The sequence below is a fragment of the Fontibacillus panacisegetis genome (assembly GCF_900102215.1).
Lineage (GTDB): Bacteria > Bacillota > Bacilli > Paenibacillales > Paenibacillaceae > Fontibacillus > Fontibacillus panacisegetis.
Window position 1 is genome coordinate 64,096 of record NZ_FNBG01000020.1, and the last position, 20,721, is coordinate 84,816.

Sequence of the window (20,721 nt, forward strand, 5' to 3'; positions counted from 1 at the left end):
TTCCTGTAATGAAGTAATTTGCTCTTTGAAAATAAAAAGCGCCTTTTGTATGCTGGGTCCCGGTATGGTGGTCACTCACTGCCCTATTGAAGGAGGACGCTCTATGAAGCGTAAGCTGAAAAAGAAGTAAAATCAACGGAATACACAAATTAATGAAAAAATGCTGGTTGTAGGAGCCGATACTGCCAAGAAAATTCACGTAGCATGCGCAGCGGATTTTCGTGGAATCGAGCTGGTAAGAATTGCACCTTCCATAACGATCAGGTTAGCAGAATTTCTGAAATAACAAGGCATTCAAATCGTTGTCGTTAATCCGCATCATGTGAACAAGAGCAACTCCATAAGTATTACACAATGCGCAATTAGAACCTGCTCAAGAAGAAGCAATCGAAACGTAGAACGAAGGAATGTAAGGGCGTAGACCCAGTTGACACGGGAGGGTGAACCCCGAGGGCGTATGTGGAGAACCACTGTACGATTATACCTTTATATCCACAGTGTGGAAACTGACATTTGTAAACTCTATTCACATCAAAGCCTGATAGCAATATTTCAACTAATTCAATCTACCTCCAAGCGTTTCTGTTCGTTAAATTTGAAAATTAATGAACGAGTGAGAAAAAATTACTTTATAGTGGGGAGAGATCCTCTCTGTTTAGAACAGTGATGAAATCGAAAATTCACCTTGCGATGGTAACGGAGACAAATTTGAATTATATCGGCAGTGTTACTATCGATGAAGTTCTGATGGAATCCTCAGATTTGCTCGAAAACAAAAGGTTGCAAATCGTAAACAACAATAATGGAGCTCGCTTAGAAACTTACGTTTATTTCGGGGCCGCGCGGCAGCGGCATCATTTGTCTCAACAGGGCTCAGCGAGGCAGGTTCATGCAACAGTTCGTTAAAGCATAGTATTGCTCTAACTTTAAAGGTTCTTACAATAATACGCAGGTTCTCCAAATGTGAAGGCTTTTACATGAATCGAAGAACTGTTGCTCGAAAAGCATACCACTGATAGTTGTTACTTCAGACATTGTTTAAAGGGATGGGCCACAGTTTATTTATAGAATTAATATGGTATTGGATTTTAATTACAATTGGGAGATTGTCTTTGAAATTGTCAGTTTGAAAAGATATGTACACTAAAAATTTTCTTTTAAACTATTAAGTTGAATTAAGGAATTAACGTGATAGCAAGAGTGTGTAATGATTCTGAAGAAGCGAGCGTTCGCCGTTGTGATCGGATTTCTACTTTTCATGAATTTGCAAAATCATTCCGATTAATCAATAGTTTAACTTATATAGATAAGGGATAGCAATAAAATTGGGCGAGGTATTCGAATGGAAAAACCACCATTAAAATGATATAATGGGATTATTGATTAATTTTATACGACTAATTTTCTAAGCTCTATAGTTAAAGAGTATACCAAATGGATTTGCATAATTGATTTTGAATTGAAAGTATAGCTAGCTCTATTTGGAATAAATACAAGGCATGAGGTGATAGTATAAATTCAACAAATAATTGAAATAATAAAAATAACAGACACCAATATGGATTTTATTGTATGAGAGTATGCAAAATATTTCTGGTTGCCAGGAAAAGGTGGATTGGACTGAAGAACAGCTTGAAGGAGGAATTAACTATTTACTTTTAATGACGGGCAAAGAAATCTTAGGATTTATTGAATATGCTTCTGGAGAAACATCATGGGGAGTTGCTCATGTGGACGGGATATATGGTAATTCATTGCATATGGATCGGAGAAACTGGTATGGGCTTGGCTCACAGCTCATTCAGCCTGTATTGAAGATGCTAGACAGCGAAGGAAAAGAGCTACCGTTTTAACAAATTCCGACACGTTTTGGATACCTGCTAAAGGTATTTTTATAAAGAATGGCTTTGTACATATAGATAATAGTCCTTATTCATTTGAACTTTATGCAAAAAAATGAAAACATTTTTTTTATATTTTTCCTAATTATGAACGTTTGGAACGTTTCAATGCTAACCTTCATTAGTTATTAGCGAAATTAATGAAAGCGATTTCTTTGTCAGTATTTCTATTTCCTGCTTTAATAGCAAGTTCAGTCGAAAGTGGAAGGAACTTACCCTCGCAGATTGAAATTGGAACATAGTGGCGGGGAGATCTTTTGTGAGGATAAAGTATAATGAAAATTATTAAACTGCCTATTAATGCAATGCCTCCTATTAAAGTGTATCGATACCGTTTACGCCAGTTCCAGCTTCAGGTTACCGCTTAAATGAATATCAAACCTTAAAAGCTAATTGCAAATAAATACGTATGTTTTTTATTGAAGCACGGAGAACCACATATTATCATTCATAAGTGCTAAGACCTAATAAAGAAGCAAGAAACGGCGTCCACCCTTTGAAGAGGTAGAACGGAGGGACGTGAGGACTTAGTCCCAGCATGACGTGGGAAGGTGAACCTTCAAGGGAATGGTATGGATATTCAAGGGCGATCAAAGGTGTCGTCCATAAAACGGAAGATGGGTTCAAGCTCTACTTCCGATACCGGACCATTCAAAACAATATGTTATGCCAACATGGTATCTCTATCTCCATCTCTATAATTTGAAGTTAATAAGCTAAAGAAAACGCAGCAAATGCAAGGAATAATTTTTAAATGGGAAGTAAGTAAATTTACTTTTAGTTTCATAACCTAATATACATAATCTCGAATAGTTATCTAGCGCCTTGTATAAAGGAAGCTAGATCAAGTGATGTTGTATTATTAACATCCAGCAATTTTTTCTATAAAGGAGTGATTTTGGGTGGGCAGAATAATATTACCTTGTAGTGAACCAATTATTAAAGGGTATCTTTTTTTCGCGTTTCCATTAAGTATTATTGGTTATAACGAAAAGACCGCTCCTTGGATCTTAAGTAATTATATTCAAATGCGGTTTGACAAAGACTATATTAATAGTCCTGTTCCATATACTTTCTATGCTTATGAGCATCATATCAGTCCATGGCTTTGTGATGAAGAATTTAGTAGAAATATTTTGAACTTTTTTGAATTTGATATCATTTCTTGGGTTAAAAATTGTATAGAACAAAAGAAGTATGTATATCTTTATTTGGATGAATACTACATGCCAGGGAGGACAAGCTTTGGAAAATTGAATTTTGCCCATGAGAATCTTATTTTTGGATATAATGATGATTTAGAGTCATTTGATGTATTAGGTTTTGATGACAAGGGGATATTTAAACCGGTTCAATTAACATATGATAAATTTGTTGATGCTTATATGGGGATTGAGAAAATGATTTATAATGAAAAATTTAATAACCAGAATACTACAGAAGAAAGTATATATTATTTTAATACTGTAAAATTGTTCCGATTTAACAATAGTGGACAATATTCATTTAATTATAAGTTGACGAAAAATACTTTGAGAGACTATACCAATGGAACAAATACTTCAGAACTATTTTCTATGGTTCGTGAACCGTATTCGCATTTTGTTTTTGGTATTGATTGTTACAGTTATATTCATGATTATTATAAAAGCCTCTTAAAAAAGGAGGTAGGTTTCGATGTTCGTTATATTCATAATGTTTGGGAGCACAAGTTACTAATGACAAAGAGAGTTGAATACATGAACAATAATAAGCGGATTGAATTGAGTCAAGATATAGTGAGTCAATTTAAGACTGTTGAGAATAGGGCACTAATTTTGCGCAACCTCATGTTGAAATTTCGTTTAAATGGGAATAACAAGCATATCCATAGCATTATGGATGGATTATCTGAGATTGCTGAACAAGAAGTTTTTCTCATTAACACAGTATTACAAAATTAAACTTATATATTTACCTGTTGGATAGCATGCATTTAAGTGCTGCAAATTATTAATAGGTACAACAATTTCCAATGTATTACATAACTTTCCGGCCTGTCAAGAACTTATGTTATCTCCAAATTTATATTTTTAATTTGTTCTATAATAAGTTGAAATATTAACCTTCTGGTATAAGGAAGGTTATCGGATTATCGTCGCCGAACCTTATAAGGCCCTTGGATGAGGCTGTGAACGGAATGGAAAATAAAGAGGCTTTATTGGCAATTGAAGAACGAATAAAATTAAAAAAGGATCGTCGAATGTATGAACGACTTCAAACCATTCGCTTGCGGCTAGTGGGTGTGTCTGTAAACGGAATTGCACGCTTTCCTGTCGTTCTGAGAAAACAATCCGTAAATACATTCATGCCTACGAAAAGAACGGTTTCTCTGGTCTCAACATATGGTTCTCACCAAGGCGATCCCCTCGACTAACGAAAGACAACGTGACGAGTTAAAGCGTGTCATCATAGAACAGATGCACGCAGATATCAGCTTTGCTGCCAGATTCAATTGGACGTTGCAGCTAATTGCAGACCTACATCTGAGCCATACAAAGCCTACTTATGTCCTTGCCGGAGCAGACCCAGAGAAACAAAAAATTTTATCGAAGAAACGTTTTCTGCCATAAAAAGGGTTAAAAATGGCGAAATTGATCACCTTTTGTTTGAAGATGAAAGCATGATTCGTGATTATCAAGCCTTACAACGAACCTGGTTTGAAAAGGGCACGCAACGGGTGATTCGAATAACAGGTAAGCATCGTGGTGTAAAACTGCTCGCGACTGTCGACTATTCGAGCGGGAAGATCGTCTGGCACGAAGACGAAGAATACACGGCAGAAACGTTTCTGATTTTCTTGAACAAGGTACTAATTGCCTATCCTTTCGGAACCATAACGATGGTTCTGGATAATGCTCGCATTCATCACGCCACTAAGGTGCTCAAGTCTAATTTTAATGACTAGGGCACCAGCCTTGCCTTGTAGGGCATCGTACTGTGACTTTATAAGCAAGTATTCTTGCTCGTCCATATTAAGCCCTTTGTTGTCGTTTCTGTTCAGCTCCTAGCCAACGGTAATATCCGGATTGACTTACACCAGTAAGCTCACATAGATAGCTAGTAAGGCGTTTAAGACAGTATAGCCGAATGGTGTGATAGATGAGTTCATAGCGCCCGGAACACGTTAGTATCGTTTCTTCTGTCTTTCGAGCGCATCGAGCTTTTTTAAGAAGTCTACCTCGCCTTCTGATAATCTGGTTAAAACACAAATGACCCGCAAGAGGGTCACTTTTTTTAAAGTGTCCATCTTACGGGTCGCAGTTCATGAATGTATGAGGACTGCTTTTCACCTTGTCCATATCGTTAAATAGATCGGCTAGATCTTAAACAGCTCAACTGCTTTCTGTAGGGATTCGGCTTGCTGGTGAAGCGAATTAACAGTTTCGGAATGGGCTTCCATTTCCGAGATTTGTTGATTTGAATATTTAGCGATCTCTTCGATTCGTTTAAGGGATTTTGCTGTAATATTAGCAGATTCTTCGACAGATGCAGTGACTTCCTCCGTTCCTGCGGACACTTCCTGCGTTGAGGAGGAGACGGATTGAATCGTTAAATTGATCCCATTAATGAGTTCAGCTAAATGAGAAAAGGCACTACCTGCTTGACTTACTTGCTCAGCTCCGGAAGTGATTTCTGCACTAACTCGATTCATGGCAAGGACAGAATTGGCAGATTCCTCTTGAATGCTGAGCAGGTTTTGTCCGATTTCATCGGTTGCCGAACGGGATTGCTCAGCAAGCACTCTAACTTCCTCGGCTACGACTGCAAACCCTCTTCCATGTTCTCCAGCACGCGCTGCCTCAATGGATGCATTCAGAGCCAGAATGTTGATTTGCTTCGTAATATCGTTAATGGTACCAACCACATTTGCGATAGAATCAGAACGTTGACTTAGCACAGAGATATGCTCCTGAGATTTGTTAGCGGCTTCCTCAACAAGCAGCATTTGCTGGATAGCTTTTTTAGCAAGCTCATTACCTGCTGAAGCTTCTTGAGCAGCTTCTCCAACACTTTCAGTAACCTCTGCGGAAGAACTGGCGATGTGCTGGACACCTGCCGATATTTCCTCCATAGCACGTGCATTTTCGCTCGCAGTCTGTGCGATCGTTCTACTGCCCCTCTCAATATCAAGCGTAGCAGAGCCAGAAAGCTGAATAAGGTCTTGAAACTTAACTACAGATTGCAGCATATGATCGGAGCCCTGACTAACGGCTTGGGAAGATTGATGAACTTGAGTCATCATATTTTTAAGCTGGGATGTCATTATTCTAAAGCTATCCGCCAATTGTCCCACTTCATCCTGGCTATTGATGTCTATGCTTTGAGTAAAATCACCTTGAGCCATCTGCTCTGTAATTGCTGCCAGCTTTTTGAGTGGATTAATAAGTTTAAGGCTTGTAATATAGGCGATAAGTAGAGCGACTGCGATGACTACAATAAAAATACCGGTACAAATCCAGAAAATTTGCAGCTTTTTATCTTCTATAAAAGTAGCATCCATGCTGACGGCTAGTTGTGCTGTGCTTCCGGGGATTGCAATAAATGCAGTTTTATGTAATCCATATTGATCTGAATACAGCTCAGTAATGCTTGCAGTGCCTTGAGCTGCAGATTTCATAGCTTCCTGAGTTTCAAGGGGATCGCCGACATTCATTTTAGAATCTCCGCTGACTCCAAGAACTACTGCTTGGTCATCCTTAAAATTGATGATATATGCGGTATGTAGTTGGAATTCCTCCACTTTGTCGGATAAGTAAGATTCTACAGTAAATCGGGAATCTTCTTTTCCATTAATTAATTGTAGCGCCTGTGTTTTATCTAGTGACTTATAAATGTCTTTGGAGCTGGTCTGCAGTACTTTGTCAAATTGAGGCAGCACATTCTGATTAATGATACCCATTGATACGAAATAAAAGCTGATACTAAATAGAAGCGATGACAGGATGGTCACAATCGTGAATGTCCCCATAAACTTCCGGCTAATGGACTTTTTTAAAATTAGCATAGGGTTTCTCTCCATTTCTATTCAATGTTCTCCTAATTAATTCGGGTGTATCTCTCTCTATTTAGGCGGAATTCTGGTTGGATTGTATTTTTTGACCGAAGGTTTATTAATTATTGTAATGGAAATGATGTGTTTTGAAAATCTTTTTTTCAGTCATGTCATGTTTTCAAACATTTTCAAATATGTGGTATGGAATCTGCTAGACTGCTATGGTATTCTTAGTCTTGCTGTAAAACTAATTCCGCGGTTCGAAACCATCCCGCGTAACCAAAACTAGGGGGATTTTTTATGTTTAATATTGGATGGGGCATATTTTATGTGCTCATCAATTTTTGTTGCTTTTTGATTTGCTACAAATGGTTTGGCAAGAAAGGGCTGTATGCCTGGATTGGTGTTGCAACGGTAATTGCCAATATTCAAGTAGTGAAAACGATTGAGATGTTTGGCATCGTTATGACGTTAGGTAATACAATGTATGTCAGCTTGTATTTGACAAGTGATCTGCTGAATGAAAAATTTGGCCGACAGGAGGCAAAAAAAGCGGTTTGGTTCGGGTTCTTCACTCTGATTATGACGACGATTCTGATGCAGATGGTGCTCGTCTTTGAACCGCAGGAAACCGATATTGCGCAGTCTTCACTACAGACCATTTTTGGTTTGATGCCGCGCCTGGCAATCGGTAGTCTGACAGCCTATTTTGTAAGTCAGTTTCTGGACGTTCGTCTGTACGCCTGGATTCGGAAGTTCTATCCGAAACGCAATCAGCTATGGATCCGAAATAACGGGAGTACGATGATCAGCTCGTTTGTGGATACATTGATTTTTTGTTCCATCGCCTTTATCGGTGAGTATAGCTTCAACATCTGGTTGGAAATTCTGTTTACAACTTATATCATCAAATTTGTTCTTACAGCGGTGGGGACGCCGTTCTTGTATATTGCCCGCAGTTTCCATCATGAAGAGGATGAGGGCTTGATAGAAATGAAATAGCAATTTAAAGCAGCCGTTCAGATGACTATTCAGTCTTGAACGGCTGCTTTTTCATAATTAATGAACTTACAGATAAATAAGTTCTTTCGGGTAAGAAGTAAGTACATCGACTCCGTCTGTGGTTACCAGACAGTCGTCCTCGATTCGTACACCGCCAACACCTGGCACGTAAATACCTGGCTCCACTGTAAAAACGTTGCCTTCGGTTAATAAAGTTTCATTCTTCCCGTGTACGGAAGGGAACTCATGCACATCGATGCCGAGTCCATGACCCAAACGATGAATAAAGTATTCACCGTATCCGGCTTCCTCGATAACATCTCTGGCCGCTTTATCGATGGAGGCGAAGGTGACTCCCGGCTTGATCGCACGGATCGCCGCTTTATTGGCTTCCAGAACGGTGCTATAGATTCTAACCTGCTCTTCCGAGAGCTTACCCAGGGCGAAGGTTCGAGTGATATCAGAGGCGTAGCCGCCTGCATATACACCGATATCAAACATGACCAGGTCTCCACGTCGCAATGTTCTTGTGCCAGGCACGCCATGAGGAAGCGCTGTTTTTTCACCGGACAGCACCATGGAGTCGAAGGAGGGACCGTCTGCCCCAAGCTTGCGAATCTGATATTCCACTTCGGCAACGAGCTCGTTCTCGGATACACCTTCCTGCACCTTTTTAAGAGATTGTTCTAATACTTGCTCAATCAGTTGAACGGCATGACGCATCTTGCTGATTTCCTGTGGAGATTTGCGGACACGCAGCTCTTGAAGCCAAGGCCCGATGTCAAGATTCTGGGTGAAGCCGAGCGATTCACGCAGCTGCTCAAATCTGGCAACTGAAAGATGCTCTTTTTCAAGTCCGATCACCCCGACAGCAGCTTTGAGCGATTGTTGAAGCAGGCTATATGGATTATCTGTATCCTGATGAGTGACGATATGCTGAATATCAGAAGCGGCACGAGCAGCTTCTTCATCCAGTGCAGGAACAATTAACATAGGCTGTTCTCCAATTTGCAGTATAGCTCCAAGAAAACGTTCATGCGGATTACTCAGGAATCCTGTTAAATAATACACATGCTTAGGGTCAGTAATTAACAGCGTTTGAATACCGGCCTGAACCATTTTTTGTTCTAATCCGGTCCATTTGAGGTTCATAGATGATACTTCCCTTCTTTTATTACTTATAGAGGTTGTTCAAAAAGTCATCTTCCCATGACGAAGCAAATCATGAAGCGGACTCGACATCGAATCTTGAATTCAGCCGAGCCTTCCGGTGCTCACGTACCCACTACGTACGCTCCGCTCCTCACGCCCTGGCTTCATCCAACCTTCTCGGTCCTGGAAACCTGACTTTTTGAACACGCACTTTATAAAGATTAACATATTTTGAGGTTTACTTTTTACCATTTTTCACTAAAATATAATTGTTATTCAAATTTGAATAGGTGAAGGAGAGATTATAACTTGAGCGTAGCAAAAAAAGACAATACAAAACTAATATTAGTTGGCCTAATGCTCGGGATATTGATTGCGTCAATGGATAACACCATCGTTACGACAGCAATGGGTACAATCGTCTCCGAACTCGGAGGGATGGAGCAGTTTGTATGGGTTACATCTGCTTATATGGTAACTGTAATGGCAGGTACACCTATTTTCGGAAAATTATCCGATATGTATGGTCGCAAAAGGTTCTTTATTTTCGGAATCATCATGTTTTTGCTTGGATCGATCCTGTGCGGAATGGCTGGAAGCATCGTTCAGCTTAGTATTTTTCGGGCGATTCAGGGCGTTGGCGGCGGTGCATTGATGCCGATCGCTTTTACAATTATCTATGATATTTTCCCTGTAGAAAAACGCGGTAAAATGACCGGATTATTAGGTGCTGTATTTGGGACTTCCAGCATTTTTGGGCCATTGCTTGGGGCTTACATTACCGATTCATGGGGCTGGAACTGGGTCTTTTACATCAATCTTCCCATAGGTCTCATTGCGTTGGCATTAATTATCGTCTTCTATAAGGAGTCCTTGTCTCATATCAAGCAGCAAATTGACTGGGGCGGTGCTTTTACGTTAGTGGGAGCCGTCGTTTGTCTAATGTTCGCGTTGGAGCTCGGTGGGGAGAGATTCGCTTGGGATTCCTTCGTAATTTTAGGTTTGTTTGCCGGATTTGCGGTGTTGTTTGCGGCTTTTCTTTTAATAGAGAGACGTGTGTTAGAGCCGATTATTTCCTTCGGAATGTTCCGAAATCGTCTGTATACTACCAGTTGTATATTGGCTTTGCTGTACGGAGCAGTATTTATCATAGCTACGGTTTACATTCCTATTTATGTGCAAGGAGTATTTGGAGGCTCGGCTTCTAACTCGGGGTTCATTCTCATGCCGATGATGATTGGCTCCGTTGTGGGTAGCATGATGGGGGGGATGCTGTCATCACGGTTCTCCTATCGCAGTGTAATGATGCTGTCTGTCGTATGTTTCCTTGGGGGAATATTTGCACTTAGCACATTATCGGTAGATTCGACTCGTACGATGCTGACACTGTACAGCATTCTTACAGGCTTTGGTGTAGGCTTCTCCTTTTCTGTACTTAGTATGGCTTCCGTACATCATTTTGATATGCATCAGCGGGGAGCGGCGACATCCACGAACTCGTTTCTGCGGTCTTTAGGCATGACGCTGGGGATTACGATTTTTGGCATTATTCAACGGAATCTGGTAGCCAGCAATATGGCTGAGGCTTTTCAAGGAATGGGGCAGAGCGGACAAAGCTTTGGAAATCTCCAAGAAACGCTGACACCGGAAAACAGAGCCTTAATTCCCCCAGCTATTCTGGATAAAATATCGGCGGCTCTCTCATCATCTATTGCGCAAACATTTATGTGGGCGCTGATTCCTACAGCTCTCGCGGTTGTAGTTGTCATTGCGATGCCAAAAGATCGCATCCGGAGAGAAGTTCATGAACTGTCCGAGCAGCAGGGATGATGGTGGAATAGATGAAGGCATTGTCTATTCGACTCAGTATTCTTGGCTTGCTGTTAGAGGAAAATTTACATCCTTACGAGATCAGCCTTCGAATGAAGGAACGTTTTCTGGATCAGAAGGGACAATTTAAAATAGGCTCGCTGTATTATGCGGTAGACCAATTAGAAAAACAATCCTATATCGAAGCAGTAGAGACGATTCGTAGTGAGAATCGACCGGATAAGACGGTTTTTCGGATTACGGACAAAGGCAGAACCTATTTTCACAAATTGTTGATTGAACGACTGAGGGATACGGAGCCACCTTATCATCCGATGTATATTGCGCTTGTTTTTGCAGGTAAAGGAGATCAACTGGACATCGCTCAGGTGTTGAAAGAACGAATTCAGGATACGGAGCATATGGTGAACATTTATTATCAGGTTTACGCTGAACACCGCGGAATTGTCCCTAGAAGTGTGTTGCATCTGATGGTCGGACAATATGAGCATGCAAAAACCGAGCTATCCTGGCTCAAAAGATTGCTAGCAGAAACTGAGGAAGGTCGTCTGAATGAGCGAACAATCTCTCCGCTGCTTGACGAGGAGTATGAAGAAGTGCGAATAGATGAGTAGATAGGGCTGTCGTTTCGCGACCAGCTAAGCTAGTAATTGAACAAGGACCGTCCGGAAATTCGGACGGTCCTTAAATATATTAGCCTCTCAGCTCTCGTACCACATTTGGCGGGGTGCGGCCATAGAGGGCACTGACTAAATTTTGTGCAGCAAGCATAGCCATATCGTGTCTGGTCTGCCCGGTAGCTGAACCGATATGCGGCAAAGTGACTACATTTGGCAAGCTTAGCAGAGGGTTGTCCGGCAGTACGGGTTCCCGTTCAAAAACGTCTAGCCCGGCGCCATAAATAGTTCTATTTTGCAATGCCGAAATAAGAGCTGCTTCATCTACCGTTGCGCCTCGTGATGCATTAATAAATACCGCCGTAGGCTTCATAAGGGCGAATTCCCGTTGTCCTATCATTCGACGAGTCTCGGGAGTCAGTGGAGTCATCAAGACGACAAAATCAGATTCATGCAAAAGGTCATCCAATTCTCGATATTCGGCTGCCATTGCATCCTCTGCCTCGGGTTTCCGATGGCGATTATGGTAAAGGACATTCATGCTGAAGCCCCATTTTCCTCTACGTGCTACAGCTTCGCCTATCTCACCCATACCGATGATCCCCAGTGTTTTATGGTGAACATCAAGACCGAACAGTTCTGCATCATCTCCGCTTTTCCACAGTCCGTCCTTCACGTATCGATCCAGCTCAGTAATTCTGCGAGCAGTAGATAACATAAGAGCCATAATTAGATCTGCTACCGTATCATTAAGCACTTCCGGCGTATTAGTGCCAATGATTCCCCGGGCTTTCATTGCTTCCAAATCGAAGTTGTTGTAACCGACGCTAATTGTGCTGACAGCTTTTAAAAGCGGAGCATGATCCAGCAGTTCAGCGTCAATCTTCCCGCCAGACGTAAGAAGTCCATCGGCATCCGCCAAGTTGGTGAAGAGATGATCTCTCGGAATTGGCTCCTCCTGCTCCCATTTGCTATAACTGCAATGTTCTGCAATATAGGCTTCTACATCCTGGGGGATGTCTCGTGTAATGTATACTTTTGGTTTCATAGGCTGGTTCTCCTTTCGAATTAATAGAGATAGCTCATGAACGGCATTTTCTACAAATATAGATGGATCAACTTAACGATTGTCTATTTTTTCTGGATACATATCATGGTTTAAAAGCCGGTGTTCTGCCATCGTCTCATATTTTGTGCCAGGTCGTCCATAGTTGCAGTACGGATCGATGGAAATGCCGCCACGCGGAGTGAATTTTCCCCATACCTCTATATATTTAGGGTTCATGAGCTTGATAAGGTCGTTCATAATAATGTTAACACAATCTTCATGAAAATCCCCATGGTTGCGGAAGCTGAACAAATAGAGCTTAAGAGATTTGCTCTCAACCATTAATATATCTGGAATGTAGCTGATATAAATCGTCGCAAAATCAGGCTGTCCCGTAATTGGGCAGAGGCTGGTGAACTCCGGACAATTAAATTTTACAAAGTAATCACGATAAGGATGTTTGTTCTCGAAGCTTTCCAGCAGCTGCGGTGCATATGTTACAGGGTACTTTACCCCTTGATTTCCGAGCAGAGTTACATTTTGCATTTCGTCGGACTGTCTTCCTGCCATATTAATTTCCTCCTGAAAGTTCTTGTTTTTAGGTGGATGTAGGTGTAGGTGTAGCTGTTGGTGTAACTGTTGGTGTTTGTGAAGGTGTTTTTTGTGAATTCCGGCAAAAATGCAGTTTTTTGGCTCTGGGCTAAAGTAGCTAGATTAATTCCGGCAAAAATGCAGCTTTTTATGGACAGGATGAATAAATTTCATAGTTTACAGTAGAAAACCTGCACTTTTGCAACTTTTGCTCGAAAATTACCATTATTACGTGAAAATTCCTGCACTTTTGCAGGTTTTTGCCTGATCTGGGCAAGTCGAGCCATATTACCGGGTGACCATAGAACATCTAATGAGCACGCAATGAAGCACCATCGAGCACGCTATGAGTACTACCTGCACCCTATGAGCACCACCGAGCACCCTATGAGCATCACCGAAAATCACAGAACATCCGAGCATCACAGAACATCCATCCACCGAACAAATTGGATCACACACGCAACCTACACGCCTCGCTTGTTGCCCCATACTAATGCATGTAGCTGAGGTAGTACTCGCACATCGTTAAGCTCATTGCTGGACATCACGATTTCAATTAGATCTTCGTAGCGTGACAGCAGGTCAGCAGCATGATGCTGAATATCCATTCGGTGTACGTCTGGATTGCCGACTTGCAGAAACATAGGTATCCGGGCATAACGCTGATGGATCTTTTTGGCATAGGCCAGATCCTGTTCGTCAAAAATGACGACTTTGAGACTCATCGAAAAACATGGCTCGCGATGGAGCAGACGTTCGACAACCTCATCGAGGATCTCCCATTTTGTATTCATCCCAGAGCTGGGGGGCTTGGGCGACAGGGTCACTTGATCTATATCCTTCAGCCAATCCTGCCAACGTGAGCCCTGAGTTTCGACCGCCATTGTTATACCTTGCTGATGCAAGAGGGCTACAAGACCGCTCATTTGCGGCAGCAGGGCGGGGTTGCCACCGGATAATGTGACATGGGAAAAACGATTGCCACCGATCCGCCGCAATTCCTCCCAAATATTCTGAGGCTCCATCATCTTGATGAGGCTTTTGGCGCTGCCATCCCAAGTGAAGGCAGAGTCACACCATGTGCAATGATAATCACATCCAGCCGTTCGGATGAACATCGTTTTTTGACCAATGACCATTCCTTCTCCCTGAACGGTCGGTCCAAAAATTTCAAGCACCGGAATCAGGCTCGTAGATTTTTTCGTGTGATCAGTCACCTGACATCCACTCCCGTCTAGCTTCCGCGTAGCTGGTAGGAGTCTCATAGAGACGGACAAATTCTGTTCGAGCGCCTGTAAGCGCAGAAAGATGCTGTGGCGACTGTAGAGCGGCTTCCAATTTTTCATAGAGCCACACGACCATATTTTCGGCAGTAGTATTCATAGGCGGAAGTGTCTCATTTAGGTAACGATGATCGAGAAAACCTTCGATCTCTTTTTTCCAAATAGTTTTTATTGTACCAAAATCGATCGCGATGCCGATCTCATTCGGGATACCGCTAATCCCGAACACAACCTTGTAGGTGTGACCGTGCAAGTTTTTGCATTTACCTTCATAGGCATGTAGATGATGAGCCGCATCAAAGGTGAATTCTTTGCTTACCAGCACACGGCGGTTATGATATTTAAGCTGTTTCAGGTTAATGTCCGCTCCGAATTTTTGAAGAGAGTCTACAATGGTAAATTCACCGGGCATCGTATTCATGACTGCACCTCTTTATTGCGATATTTCTGAAGGAAGGTCTCCATTCCTGCTCTTCTTAAATTACAGGCAGGACATTCACCGCAGCCATCCCCGATTATTCCGTTGTAGCATGTAAGCGTGCGTTCACGTACGAAATCAAATGCACCCAGATCATCTGCGAGTTTCCACGTCTCGGCCTTATCGATCCACATGAGTGGGGTATGGATCACGAAATCGTAATCCATCGCCAGGTTTAACGTGACATTAAGCGATTTGACAAAAGCGTCGCGACAATCAGGATAACCGCTGAAATCCGTCTCACACACTCCCGTAACGAGGTGACGAGCACCGACTCCTTTAGCCAGTACGGCTGCAAAACTGAGAAACAAATGATTTCGTCCTTCCACGAAGGTGCTTGGAAGTGAACCTTCCTCATGAACTATAGGAATGTCGCTTCGGGTTAATGCATTTTGTGTTAATTGACCAAGCAAGCTCATGTCCAAAACCGTTAGCTTGATTCCTAAATCGTTTGCGATCGATTTGGCACATTCGATTTCAAGACGATGCCGCTGCCCGTAATCAAAGGTAACAGCTTCCACTTCCTTGAACTGCTTCATGGCCCAGAAAAGACATGTAGTGCTATCCTGACCACCGCTGAAAACGACGACTGCTGTTTCATTTTTGAGCATAAAAAAACCTCTCTATCTTCTTGGATTTGTCAAATGAAGGAGGGCCTTCACCTGTTAGAAGAAAGAGAGTTCTTGAACTGACACCGCAAAAAAACAAGCCCAAGTACACACACTCTGGGCACCATTAGTTTTTTATAGAGGGAGTTCGCGAACCTCTCCCATGCGAGATGCATGGATCTTCTTCATTTAGTTATCTCTTGGACACGAGGTCATTATAGCATAATTAATCAAGTTCTCCTATTTACAAAACTAGCTCAATCAACAATAATGAAATAAATTCATCTTATGGAAGGGGACATTACATTATGAACAAAAGCTTCCGCAGGTTAGCGCTAATCCTGCTTGTTATGCTGGTTGCGCTTACTGGCTGTCAAGTGGTAGGAGGTTTTGATGTTAACAAAGCCCTGCTAAGCAACTTGAAGCCAACCTCGAGCGAATCGAAAGAAAAATTATCGATTGAAGTAGTACCTTCTGCAGGCAATCATTCTGAGGAAGTCACCACAGCAATCGAATTAATTAACTCATTATCACTTACACTGGACAGTGTAAAAGTACAGGATCAGAATACGGTATCTATTGAAGGCTCTCTTTCCTTAAAAGATACAAAAATCCCGTTCCATTTATCCGTGGATAAGGAAGGAATAGCTTTACAGGTAGACGGAGCCAAAAAGCCGTTTTACATATCAATGGATTCCTACTCAGAAGCATATTATGGAATGCTGGATATGACTCTTTTAGAGAATGGGGCACAGGATTTCTCTTATAAAACGTTAGAATTACTGCTAAAGCACGTACCGAATCCTAAAAATATTTCGGTTAAGCAGTCAGAGCAGCAGGTGAATGGAGAAAAGCTGAACCTGACCAATCTGCATGTTGAATTGAATGGCGAGGATTTGCTGGGATTAGTGAAACCATTCCTCAACAGCTTAGTGAAGGATGAGCAAGGTATCAAGGAATTGATTGGAGCGTATTACGATGCTTTCTATCCGATCATGGAATCGATTTATGAAAGCTATGAACTTGAAGAGGATGATGTTTCAGAGTTTGCACAGCAATCGAAAGAGGAAGTTATTGCAGAGATTTATACATCAGTTCAAGAAACACTGACAGAGCTAGTTAACAATTATGATAAGGAAGTATCCAATTTACTTGAGACTTCACCTGAATTTAAAACTGTGTTAGGTAAAAATACAGTTCTCAAGCTGGATCTATTTTTTGATAGCAAGCTAAATATTCGTAAACAGCAGTTGGATTTAACGATTGCCATCGACCCATCGGAAGACATGCCTATTCAGTCAATCAAAGCAAAATATGATCGTGAAGTATGGAATATCGGAGGTTCTGTCAAGGCAGACAAGGTGGATATTGCAGCTGGGGTGCTGAACGTTATTGATGACAATGTTACACCAGGTAAGCTGTTGCGTAATTTTGAAGGTGTAGCCCCTCTTCACAAGGTATTAAAAAACGATTTCAAGATTACTGAAAAATCTGTTTATATTGACCCGCAAAACGAGTACTACGGCATTATCATGAAGAAAAATACTTCCTTTGCACCGCTTCGTTATGTAGCAGAGGAGCTGGATGCTGAAGTGAAATGGGTTCCTGCGACCAAGCAAATTAAGATTATTGATGACATTACAGGCGGCGAAATTGTATTGACGGTAGGCTCGAACAAGGCAAAGGTGAATGGGGAAATCGTGAACCTGTCTCAGCCTCCATTTGTTCATACAGATGGAACTACCTATATCCCGCTTCGATTCATCGCTGAAACTCTTGGAGCAAATGTAGCAATAGACGAATACGGCTGGATTACGCTTGAACGTGATTAATTAATAAATAATATAAAGAGCGGGGCAGATTTAATCTGTTCCGCTCTTTATATTATAGCCTGCGTCATAAAGACCTTTTATCGCATCTCCGTTGGGATACACATAAGGAGTGTCAGGACGAGGGATCTGGGTGATCTGATCCGCTGATATCGCAATAATTTCTTTACCTTTCCTTATCTCTGTCCGTAAAACTCCTTGTACCTCGATCCAGGAATCCTTTTGCAGTGATGCAATAGACTGATTTGAAGTAATCAATACCCCGAACGGATTGGCATCCGCAGTACAGCATTGAACGAGAAAACGTCCCAGAATAAATTCATGGTTCTGTTTTAATGAGTGATCTTCATATACAAATCCGCTAATCTTAATTTCCTTGCCGACAAATTGATCTTTAAATAACTCGATAGCTCCGATAATTTCCGAATACACCTCAGGATTTACCTCGATAACCTGCTGCTGATAAATTATTTTTGCAATTTCAGCAAACTCGGTGTTGTACTTGTCAGGGGCTTTGAACATAGAACTAAGCTGAACTGAGGATAGAACCGGAGAACCTAGAGTCATCCCTTTTTTGGCGGCCGCCATACTCCCTAGTGCCTGATCCGGTAATAAAATACCTAGCAGAAGCGGGAATAGAAACAAGCCGTACATAGAGATGTTCTTGAAGCTGGATTGGGATAGAGGACGCTCACAGTCGCATAATTTGTCTTCTTTATGAAACAGAGCTTGATAAGCCAGGCTGAGAGACATTATGGTCAGAGGTATCGTGCTGTAAGTAATCCAGGTTATCATATCTGGTGCGATGTAATAATGCAGGGAGTCTGAACGGGACAAGTATCCTATATAGAGCGCAAAACCAAGCAGGATAAGCGATCTGGTGAAATAGTGACGGCGTATGATATGTGGACGATTCATAGAAAAATTCCTCCTGTCAGCACGGAACCGATAAAGACAACGGCACAGATCAGAAAAGCCAAATAGAATACAAATTTAGTTTTAAAGACGGATAGAAGCATAAGCATATTCTTAAAATCAAGCATCGGTCCAAGTACAAGAAAAGCGAGCAGCGATCCGCCGGAGAAGGAGTGCAGGAAGGTCGATGCGACAAAAGCGTCGGACGTAGAGCAAAGGGACAGCACAAAGGCAAAGCTCATCATGAATACATAGGAGCTCACAGATCCAGCACCGATGGCGGTCAGGCTTTCTCTTGCAACAAAGGACTGAATTCCTGCAGTAAGCAGACAGCCGATAATGAGGTATTTTCCCATTTCAAATACTTCATCTGCAGCATGTACAAAAATAGAGTTCCATCGCCCCCCGTTACGATGTTCAGCGGTATGTGCAGAGGTATTGTCCACACGGGAAAGAGATAGCTTAAGCGGGTTGCTGTGCCAAGTCATATAGATTATGAAACCGATAGAAGCAGAGACAAAGAAAGCTAATCCCATTCGGGCGTAGACCATTTCAGGGTATAGCCTGAACGCCATGTAGGTGGCCGCGTATACGACAGGATTCAAAATCGGACCCGACAATATGAACACAATAGCAATGTACAGGGGCATTCCCTTTTGGATCAGGCGACGGACTAAGGGGATCATACCGCATTCACATACCGGAAAAATAAGACCAAGCAGGCAGGCAAACAGAATACCTATGACCGGATTTTTGGGTATCCATTTGCCGAGCTTTTCCTCTGATACATAGAGATGCAGGAGAGAAGAAAGAATTGCTCCTACAAGCACAAACGGCAATGCCTCAAGCAATATCCCGAGAAAGCTTGTCCGGAAAACATGGATATAATCGGTATTGATCTGCTTGGCAACAGAAGGTAGAACTACGGTTACACAGGCAATGGCAAAAGAGACCGGAACGAGAATGGGCAACAGTGAAGTAGAAGTTAATTTTTTCATAGGAATCTCCTTTACTTGAACACTTGCTCATAATCAAGAGTATTAGTACATACGGCGGTTCAGAACAGAAAAGAGGTACAAACACATAAAGTTTTATTTGACAAACTGTAGCTCATAGCATTATATTATTGTTTGTTAATCGTAAATATTACTATTAAACATCGAGGAGGTTAATCTTTTTGAGTACACCTAAAATTCCTGTTACTGTGCTGTGTGGATATTTAGGATCAGGGAAAACAACGCTGTTAAATCACATTCTGAACAATCGCGCCGGATTAAAGGTGGCTGTCATCGTTAATGATATGAGCGAAATTAATGTGGATGCCAATCTTGTCCAGACGGGGACCAGCCTATCCCGCACGGAGGAGAAGCTCGTGGAGATGTCCAACGGCTGTATTTGCTGTACGCTTCGTGATGATCTGCTTAAGGAAGTTGAGAAGCTGGCGAAAGAAGGCCGTTTTGATTATATGCTGATTGAATCTACCGGAATAAGTGAACCTGTGCCGATTGCCCAGACGTTTACTTACGTGGATTCGGATACGGGAATTGATTTGACTTCATTAGCCAGACTGGATTGTATGGTTACAGTGGTGGATGCTTATCGGTTTTGGCATGATTTCTCATCCGGAGAAACTCTTCTTGAACGGGGAGAAGCAACGGGAGAGGAAGATACGAGAGATGTAGTGGATTTGCTGATCGATCAGATCGAAACCTGCGATGTGCTCATTCTGAATAAGTGTGATTTAGTGGATGAGGATGATTTAAATGAGCTTGAGGCGGTTCTTCGCAAGCTGCAGCCGAATGCCAAATTGATACGGGCAATCAACAGTGTGGTAGCGCCGGAGGAGATTTTAAATACAGGGCTGTTTGATTTTGAAAAAGCAAGCATGTCGGCAGGGTGGATGAAGGAGCTGCAAAAGGAAGAGCATACTCCGGAAACTGAAGAGTATGGTATCGGCTCTTTTGTTTATCGGAGAGTACGGCCCTTTCATCCGGAACGGCTCGCTGATTTTATGACGAATTGGCCGGCAGAGGTTGTGAGAGCCAAGGGGCTGGTATGGATTCCTGTAAAATACGACCTTGCTGCAACGTTAAGTCAGGCAGGTCCGTCCATTCAATTTGGGCCCGCCGGTCCGTGGGTAGCTGCATTACCGGATGAACAACGCCAGGCTGTGCTGGATGAAGAGCCGGAGGTTCGGATGAAATGGGATGCCAAATTTGGCGACAGGATCAATGAGCTGGTCATGATCGGCATTGAAATGGATCGCATCGAAATTGAGCATCAGTTGGATAGTTGTCTTTTGACGGATGAAGAAATGGAGTCGGATTGGTCGTTATTTATTAATCCATTGCCGTGGATTTCTGACGAAGCGTATGAAGCAAGTATGGGGATTTAAAGATCATAATGTTAAGTCATGTTGATTTAGTGCT

18 protein-coding genes, 1 pseudogene and 1 riboswitch are annotated in these 20,721 nt (G+C 42.1%); of the genes and pseudogenes, 10 read left to right on the forward strand and 9 right to left on the reverse strand.

Annotated features, from left to right (window positions below; genetic code table 11):
• Window positions 1–651: 651 nt before the first annotated feature.
• From BLS49_RS16335 to BLS49_RS16355, 5 genes and pseudogenes are all read left to right on the forward strand, one after another.
• Window positions 652–874 (forward strand): annotated as a pseudogene (locus BLS49_RS16335) (aspartate 1-decarboxylase); the annotation flags it as partial.
• A gap of 736 nt (window positions 875–1,610) precedes the next feature.
• A complete protein-coding gene (locus tag BLS49_RS16340; RefSeq protein WP_139173151.1) occupies window positions 1,611–1,853 on the forward strand; it encodes a hypothetical protein in 243 nt (80 codons plus the stop codon).
• Between the two features lie 950 nt (window positions 1,854–2,803).
• Window positions 2,804–3,844, forward strand: a complete 1,041-nt coding sequence (locus BLS49_RS16345; protein ID WP_091232913.1) for a hypothetical protein — start codon at window positions 2,804–2,806, stop codon at window positions 3,842–3,844.
• A 236-nt stretch (window positions 3,845–4,080) separates the two neighbouring features.
• Window positions 4,081–4,317, forward strand: a complete 237-nt coding sequence (locus tag BLS49_RS16350) for a hypothetical protein (RefSeq protein ID WP_091232916.1) — start codon at window positions 4,081–4,083, stop codon at window positions 4,315–4,317.
• Window positions 4,318–4,545: 228 nt separating this feature from the next.
• Complete coding sequence (locus BLS49_RS16355; protein ID WP_281243748.1) at window positions 4,546–4,848, forward strand: transposase; 303 nt, start codon at window positions 4,546–4,548, stop codon at window positions 4,846–4,848.
• Window positions 4,849–5,259: 411 nt separating this feature from the next.
• Here the strand turns inward: BLS49_RS16355 and BLS49_RS16360 are convergent, their stop codons facing one another.
• Window positions 5,260–6,948 carry a methyl-accepting chemotaxis protein gene (locus BLS49_RS16360; protein WP_091232922.1) on the reverse strand — a complete coding sequence of 563 codons (1,689 nt, stop codon included), beginning with the start codon at window positions 6,946–6,948 and terminating at the stop codon, window positions 5,260–5,262.
• Window positions 6,949–7,236: 288 nt separating this feature from the next.
• On the opposite strand from BLS49_RS16360, the gene BLS49_RS16365 reads away from it, so the two are divergent.
• Window positions 7,237–7,938, forward strand: a complete 702-nt coding sequence (locus BLS49_RS16365; protein WP_091232925.1) for a queuosine precursor transporter — start codon at window positions 7,237–7,239, stop codon at window positions 7,936–7,938.
• A 66-nt stretch (window positions 7,939–8,004) separates the two neighbouring features.
• Here the strand turns inward: BLS49_RS16365 and BLS49_RS16370 are convergent, their stop codons facing one another.
• Window positions 8,005–9,090 (reverse strand): M24 family metallopeptidase, encoded by a 1,086-nt coding sequence (locus BLS49_RS16370; RefSeq protein WP_091232928.1) that lies wholly within the window; start codon window positions 9,088–9,090, stop codon window positions 8,005–8,007.
• Window positions 9,091–9,399: 309 nt separating this feature from the next.
• Here BLS49_RS16370 and BLS49_RS16375 point away from each other — a divergent pair, with 309 nt between their 5' ends.
• Window positions 9,400–10,920, forward strand: coding sequence for an MDR family MFS transporter (locus BLS49_RS16375; RefSeq protein ID WP_281243746.1), 1,521 nt, complete (start codon window positions 9,400–9,402; stop codon window positions 10,918–10,920).
• An 11-nt stretch (window positions 10,921–10,931) separates the two neighbouring features.
• Window positions 10,932–11,534: a PadR family transcriptional regulator gene (locus tag BLS49_RS16380; protein WP_091232932.1), complete on the forward strand. Its 603-nt coding sequence runs from the start codon at window positions 10,932–10,934 to the stop codon at window positions 11,532–11,534.
• Between the two features lie 79 nt (window positions 11,535–11,613).
• Here the strand turns inward: BLS49_RS16380 and BLS49_RS16385 are convergent, their stop codons facing one another.
• The 5 genes from BLS49_RS16385 to queC all read right to left on the reverse strand — a co-directional run bounded on the left by BLS49_RS16385 (window position 11,614) and on the right by queC (window position 15,551).
• Window positions 11,614–12,585 (reverse strand): 2-hydroxyacid dehydrogenase, encoded by a 972-nt coding sequence (locus BLS49_RS16385; RefSeq protein ID WP_091232935.1) that lies wholly within the window; start codon window positions 12,583–12,585, stop codon window positions 11,614–11,616.
• A 72-nt stretch (window positions 12,586–12,657) separates the two neighbouring features.
• Complete coding sequence (gene queF / locus BLS49_RS16390) at window positions 12,658–13,155, reverse strand: preQ(1) synthase (RefSeq protein WP_091232938.1); 498 nt, start codon at window positions 13,153–13,155, stop codon at window positions 12,658–12,660.
• A 488-nt stretch (window positions 13,156–13,643) separates the two neighbouring features.
• On the reverse strand, window positions 13,644–14,396 hold the full coding sequence (queE, locus tag BLS49_RS16395) for a 7-carboxy-7-deazaguanine synthase QueE (RefSeq protein WP_281243747.1): 753 nt from the start codon (window positions 14,394–14,396) through the stop codon (window positions 13,644–13,646).
• The gene (queD, locus tag BLS49_RS16400; protein ID WP_091232944.1) at window positions 14,389–14,883 is read right to left on the reverse strand and encodes a 6-carboxytetrahydropterin synthase QueD; all 495 of its coding nucleotides are present in this window, start codon (window positions 14,881–14,883) and stop codon (window positions 14,389–14,391) included. The genes queE and queD overlap by 8 nt, the downstream gene beginning before the upstream one ends.
• A complete protein-coding gene (gene queC / locus BLS49_RS16405) occupies window positions 14,880–15,551 on the reverse strand; it encodes a 7-cyano-7-deazaguanine synthase QueC (RefSeq protein WP_091232946.1) in 672 nt (223 codons plus the stop codon). Before queC ends, queD begins: the two co-directional genes overlap by 4 nt.
• 118 nt (window positions 15,552–15,669) lie before the next feature.
• Window positions 15,670–15,713, reverse strand: a riboswitch (PreQ1 riboswitch).
• Between the two features lie 143 nt (window positions 15,714–15,856).
• Here queC and BLS49_RS16410 point away from each other — a divergent pair.
• Complete coding sequence (locus BLS49_RS16410) at window positions 15,857–17,380, forward strand: copper amine oxidase N-terminal domain-containing protein (RefSeq protein ID WP_091232950.1); 1,524 nt, start codon at window positions 15,857–15,859, stop codon at window positions 17,378–17,380.
• A 30-nt stretch (window positions 17,381–17,410) separates the two neighbouring features.
• On the opposite strand, the gene BLS49_RS16415 is transcribed toward BLS49_RS16410, so the two are convergent.
• Window positions 17,411–18,295: a TIGR03943 family putative permease subunit gene (locus BLS49_RS16415; RefSeq protein ID WP_091232953.1), complete on the reverse strand. Its 885-nt coding sequence runs from the start codon at window positions 18,293–18,295 to the stop codon at window positions 17,411–17,413.
• Window positions 18,292–19,290, reverse strand: coding sequence for a permease (locus tag BLS49_RS16420; protein ID WP_091232956.1), 999 nt, complete (start codon window positions 19,288–19,290; stop codon window positions 18,292–18,294). Before BLS49_RS16420 ends, BLS49_RS16415 begins: the two co-directional genes overlap by 4 nt.
• Window positions 19,291–19,469: 179 nt before the next feature.
• Between BLS49_RS16420 and BLS49_RS16425 the strand changes: the two genes are divergently transcribed.
• Entirely contained in the window at window positions 19,470–20,687 is a 1,218-nt protein-coding gene (locus BLS49_RS16425; RefSeq protein WP_091232959.1) for a GTP-binding protein, read from the forward strand.
• The last annotated feature ends 34 nt before the right edge of the window (window positions 20,688–20,721 follow it).

Excerpts from the sequence above, each read along its gene's own strand:
- BLS49_RS16350 (WP_091232916.1), top strand. The coding sequence starts at position 4,081 with ATGGAAAATAAAGAGGCTTTATTGGCAATTGAAGAACGAATAAAATTA.
- BLS49_RS16360 (WP_091232922.1), bottom strand. The coding sequence starts at position 6,948 with ATGCTAATTTTAAAAAAGTCCATTAGCCGGAAGTTTATGGGGACATTC.
- BLS49_RS16365 (WP_091232925.1), top strand. The coding sequence starts at position 7,237 with ATGTTTAATATTGGATGGGGCATATTTTATGTGCTCATCAATTTTTGT.
- BLS49_RS16370 (WP_091232928.1), bottom strand. The coding sequence starts at position 9,090 with ATGAACCTCAAATGGACCGGATTAGAACAAAAAATGGTTCAGGCCGGT.
- BLS49_RS16380 (WP_091232932.1), top strand. The coding sequence starts at position 10,932 with ATGAAGGCATTGTCTATTCGACTCAGTATTCTTGGCTTGCTGTTAGAG.
- BLS49_RS16385 (WP_091232935.1), bottom strand. The coding sequence starts at position 12,585 with ATGAAACCAAAAGTATACATTACACGAGACATCCCCCAGGATGTAGAA.
- queF (WP_091232938.1), bottom strand. The coding sequence starts at position 13,155 with ATGGCAGGAAGACAGTCCGACGAAATGCAAAATGTAACTCTGCTCGGA.
- queD (WP_091232944.1), bottom strand. The coding sequence starts at position 14,883 with ATGAATACGATGCCCGGTGAATTTACCATTGTAGACTCTCTTCAAAAA.
- queC (WP_091232946.1), bottom strand. The coding sequence starts at position 15,551 with ATGCTCAAAAATGAAACAGCAGTCGTCGTTTTCAGCGGTGGTCAGGAT.
- BLS49_RS16410 (WP_091232950.1), top strand. The coding sequence starts at position 15,857 with ATGAACAAAAGCTTCCGCAGGTTAGCGCTAATCCTGCTTGTTATGCTG.
- BLS49_RS16415 (WP_091232953.1), bottom strand. The coding sequence starts at position 18,295 with ATGAATCGTCCACATATCATACGCCGTCACTATTTCACCAGATCGCTT.
- BLS49_RS16420 (WP_091232956.1), bottom strand. The coding sequence starts at position 19,290 with ATGAAAAAATTAACTTCTACTTCACTGTTGCCCATTCTCGTTCCGGTC.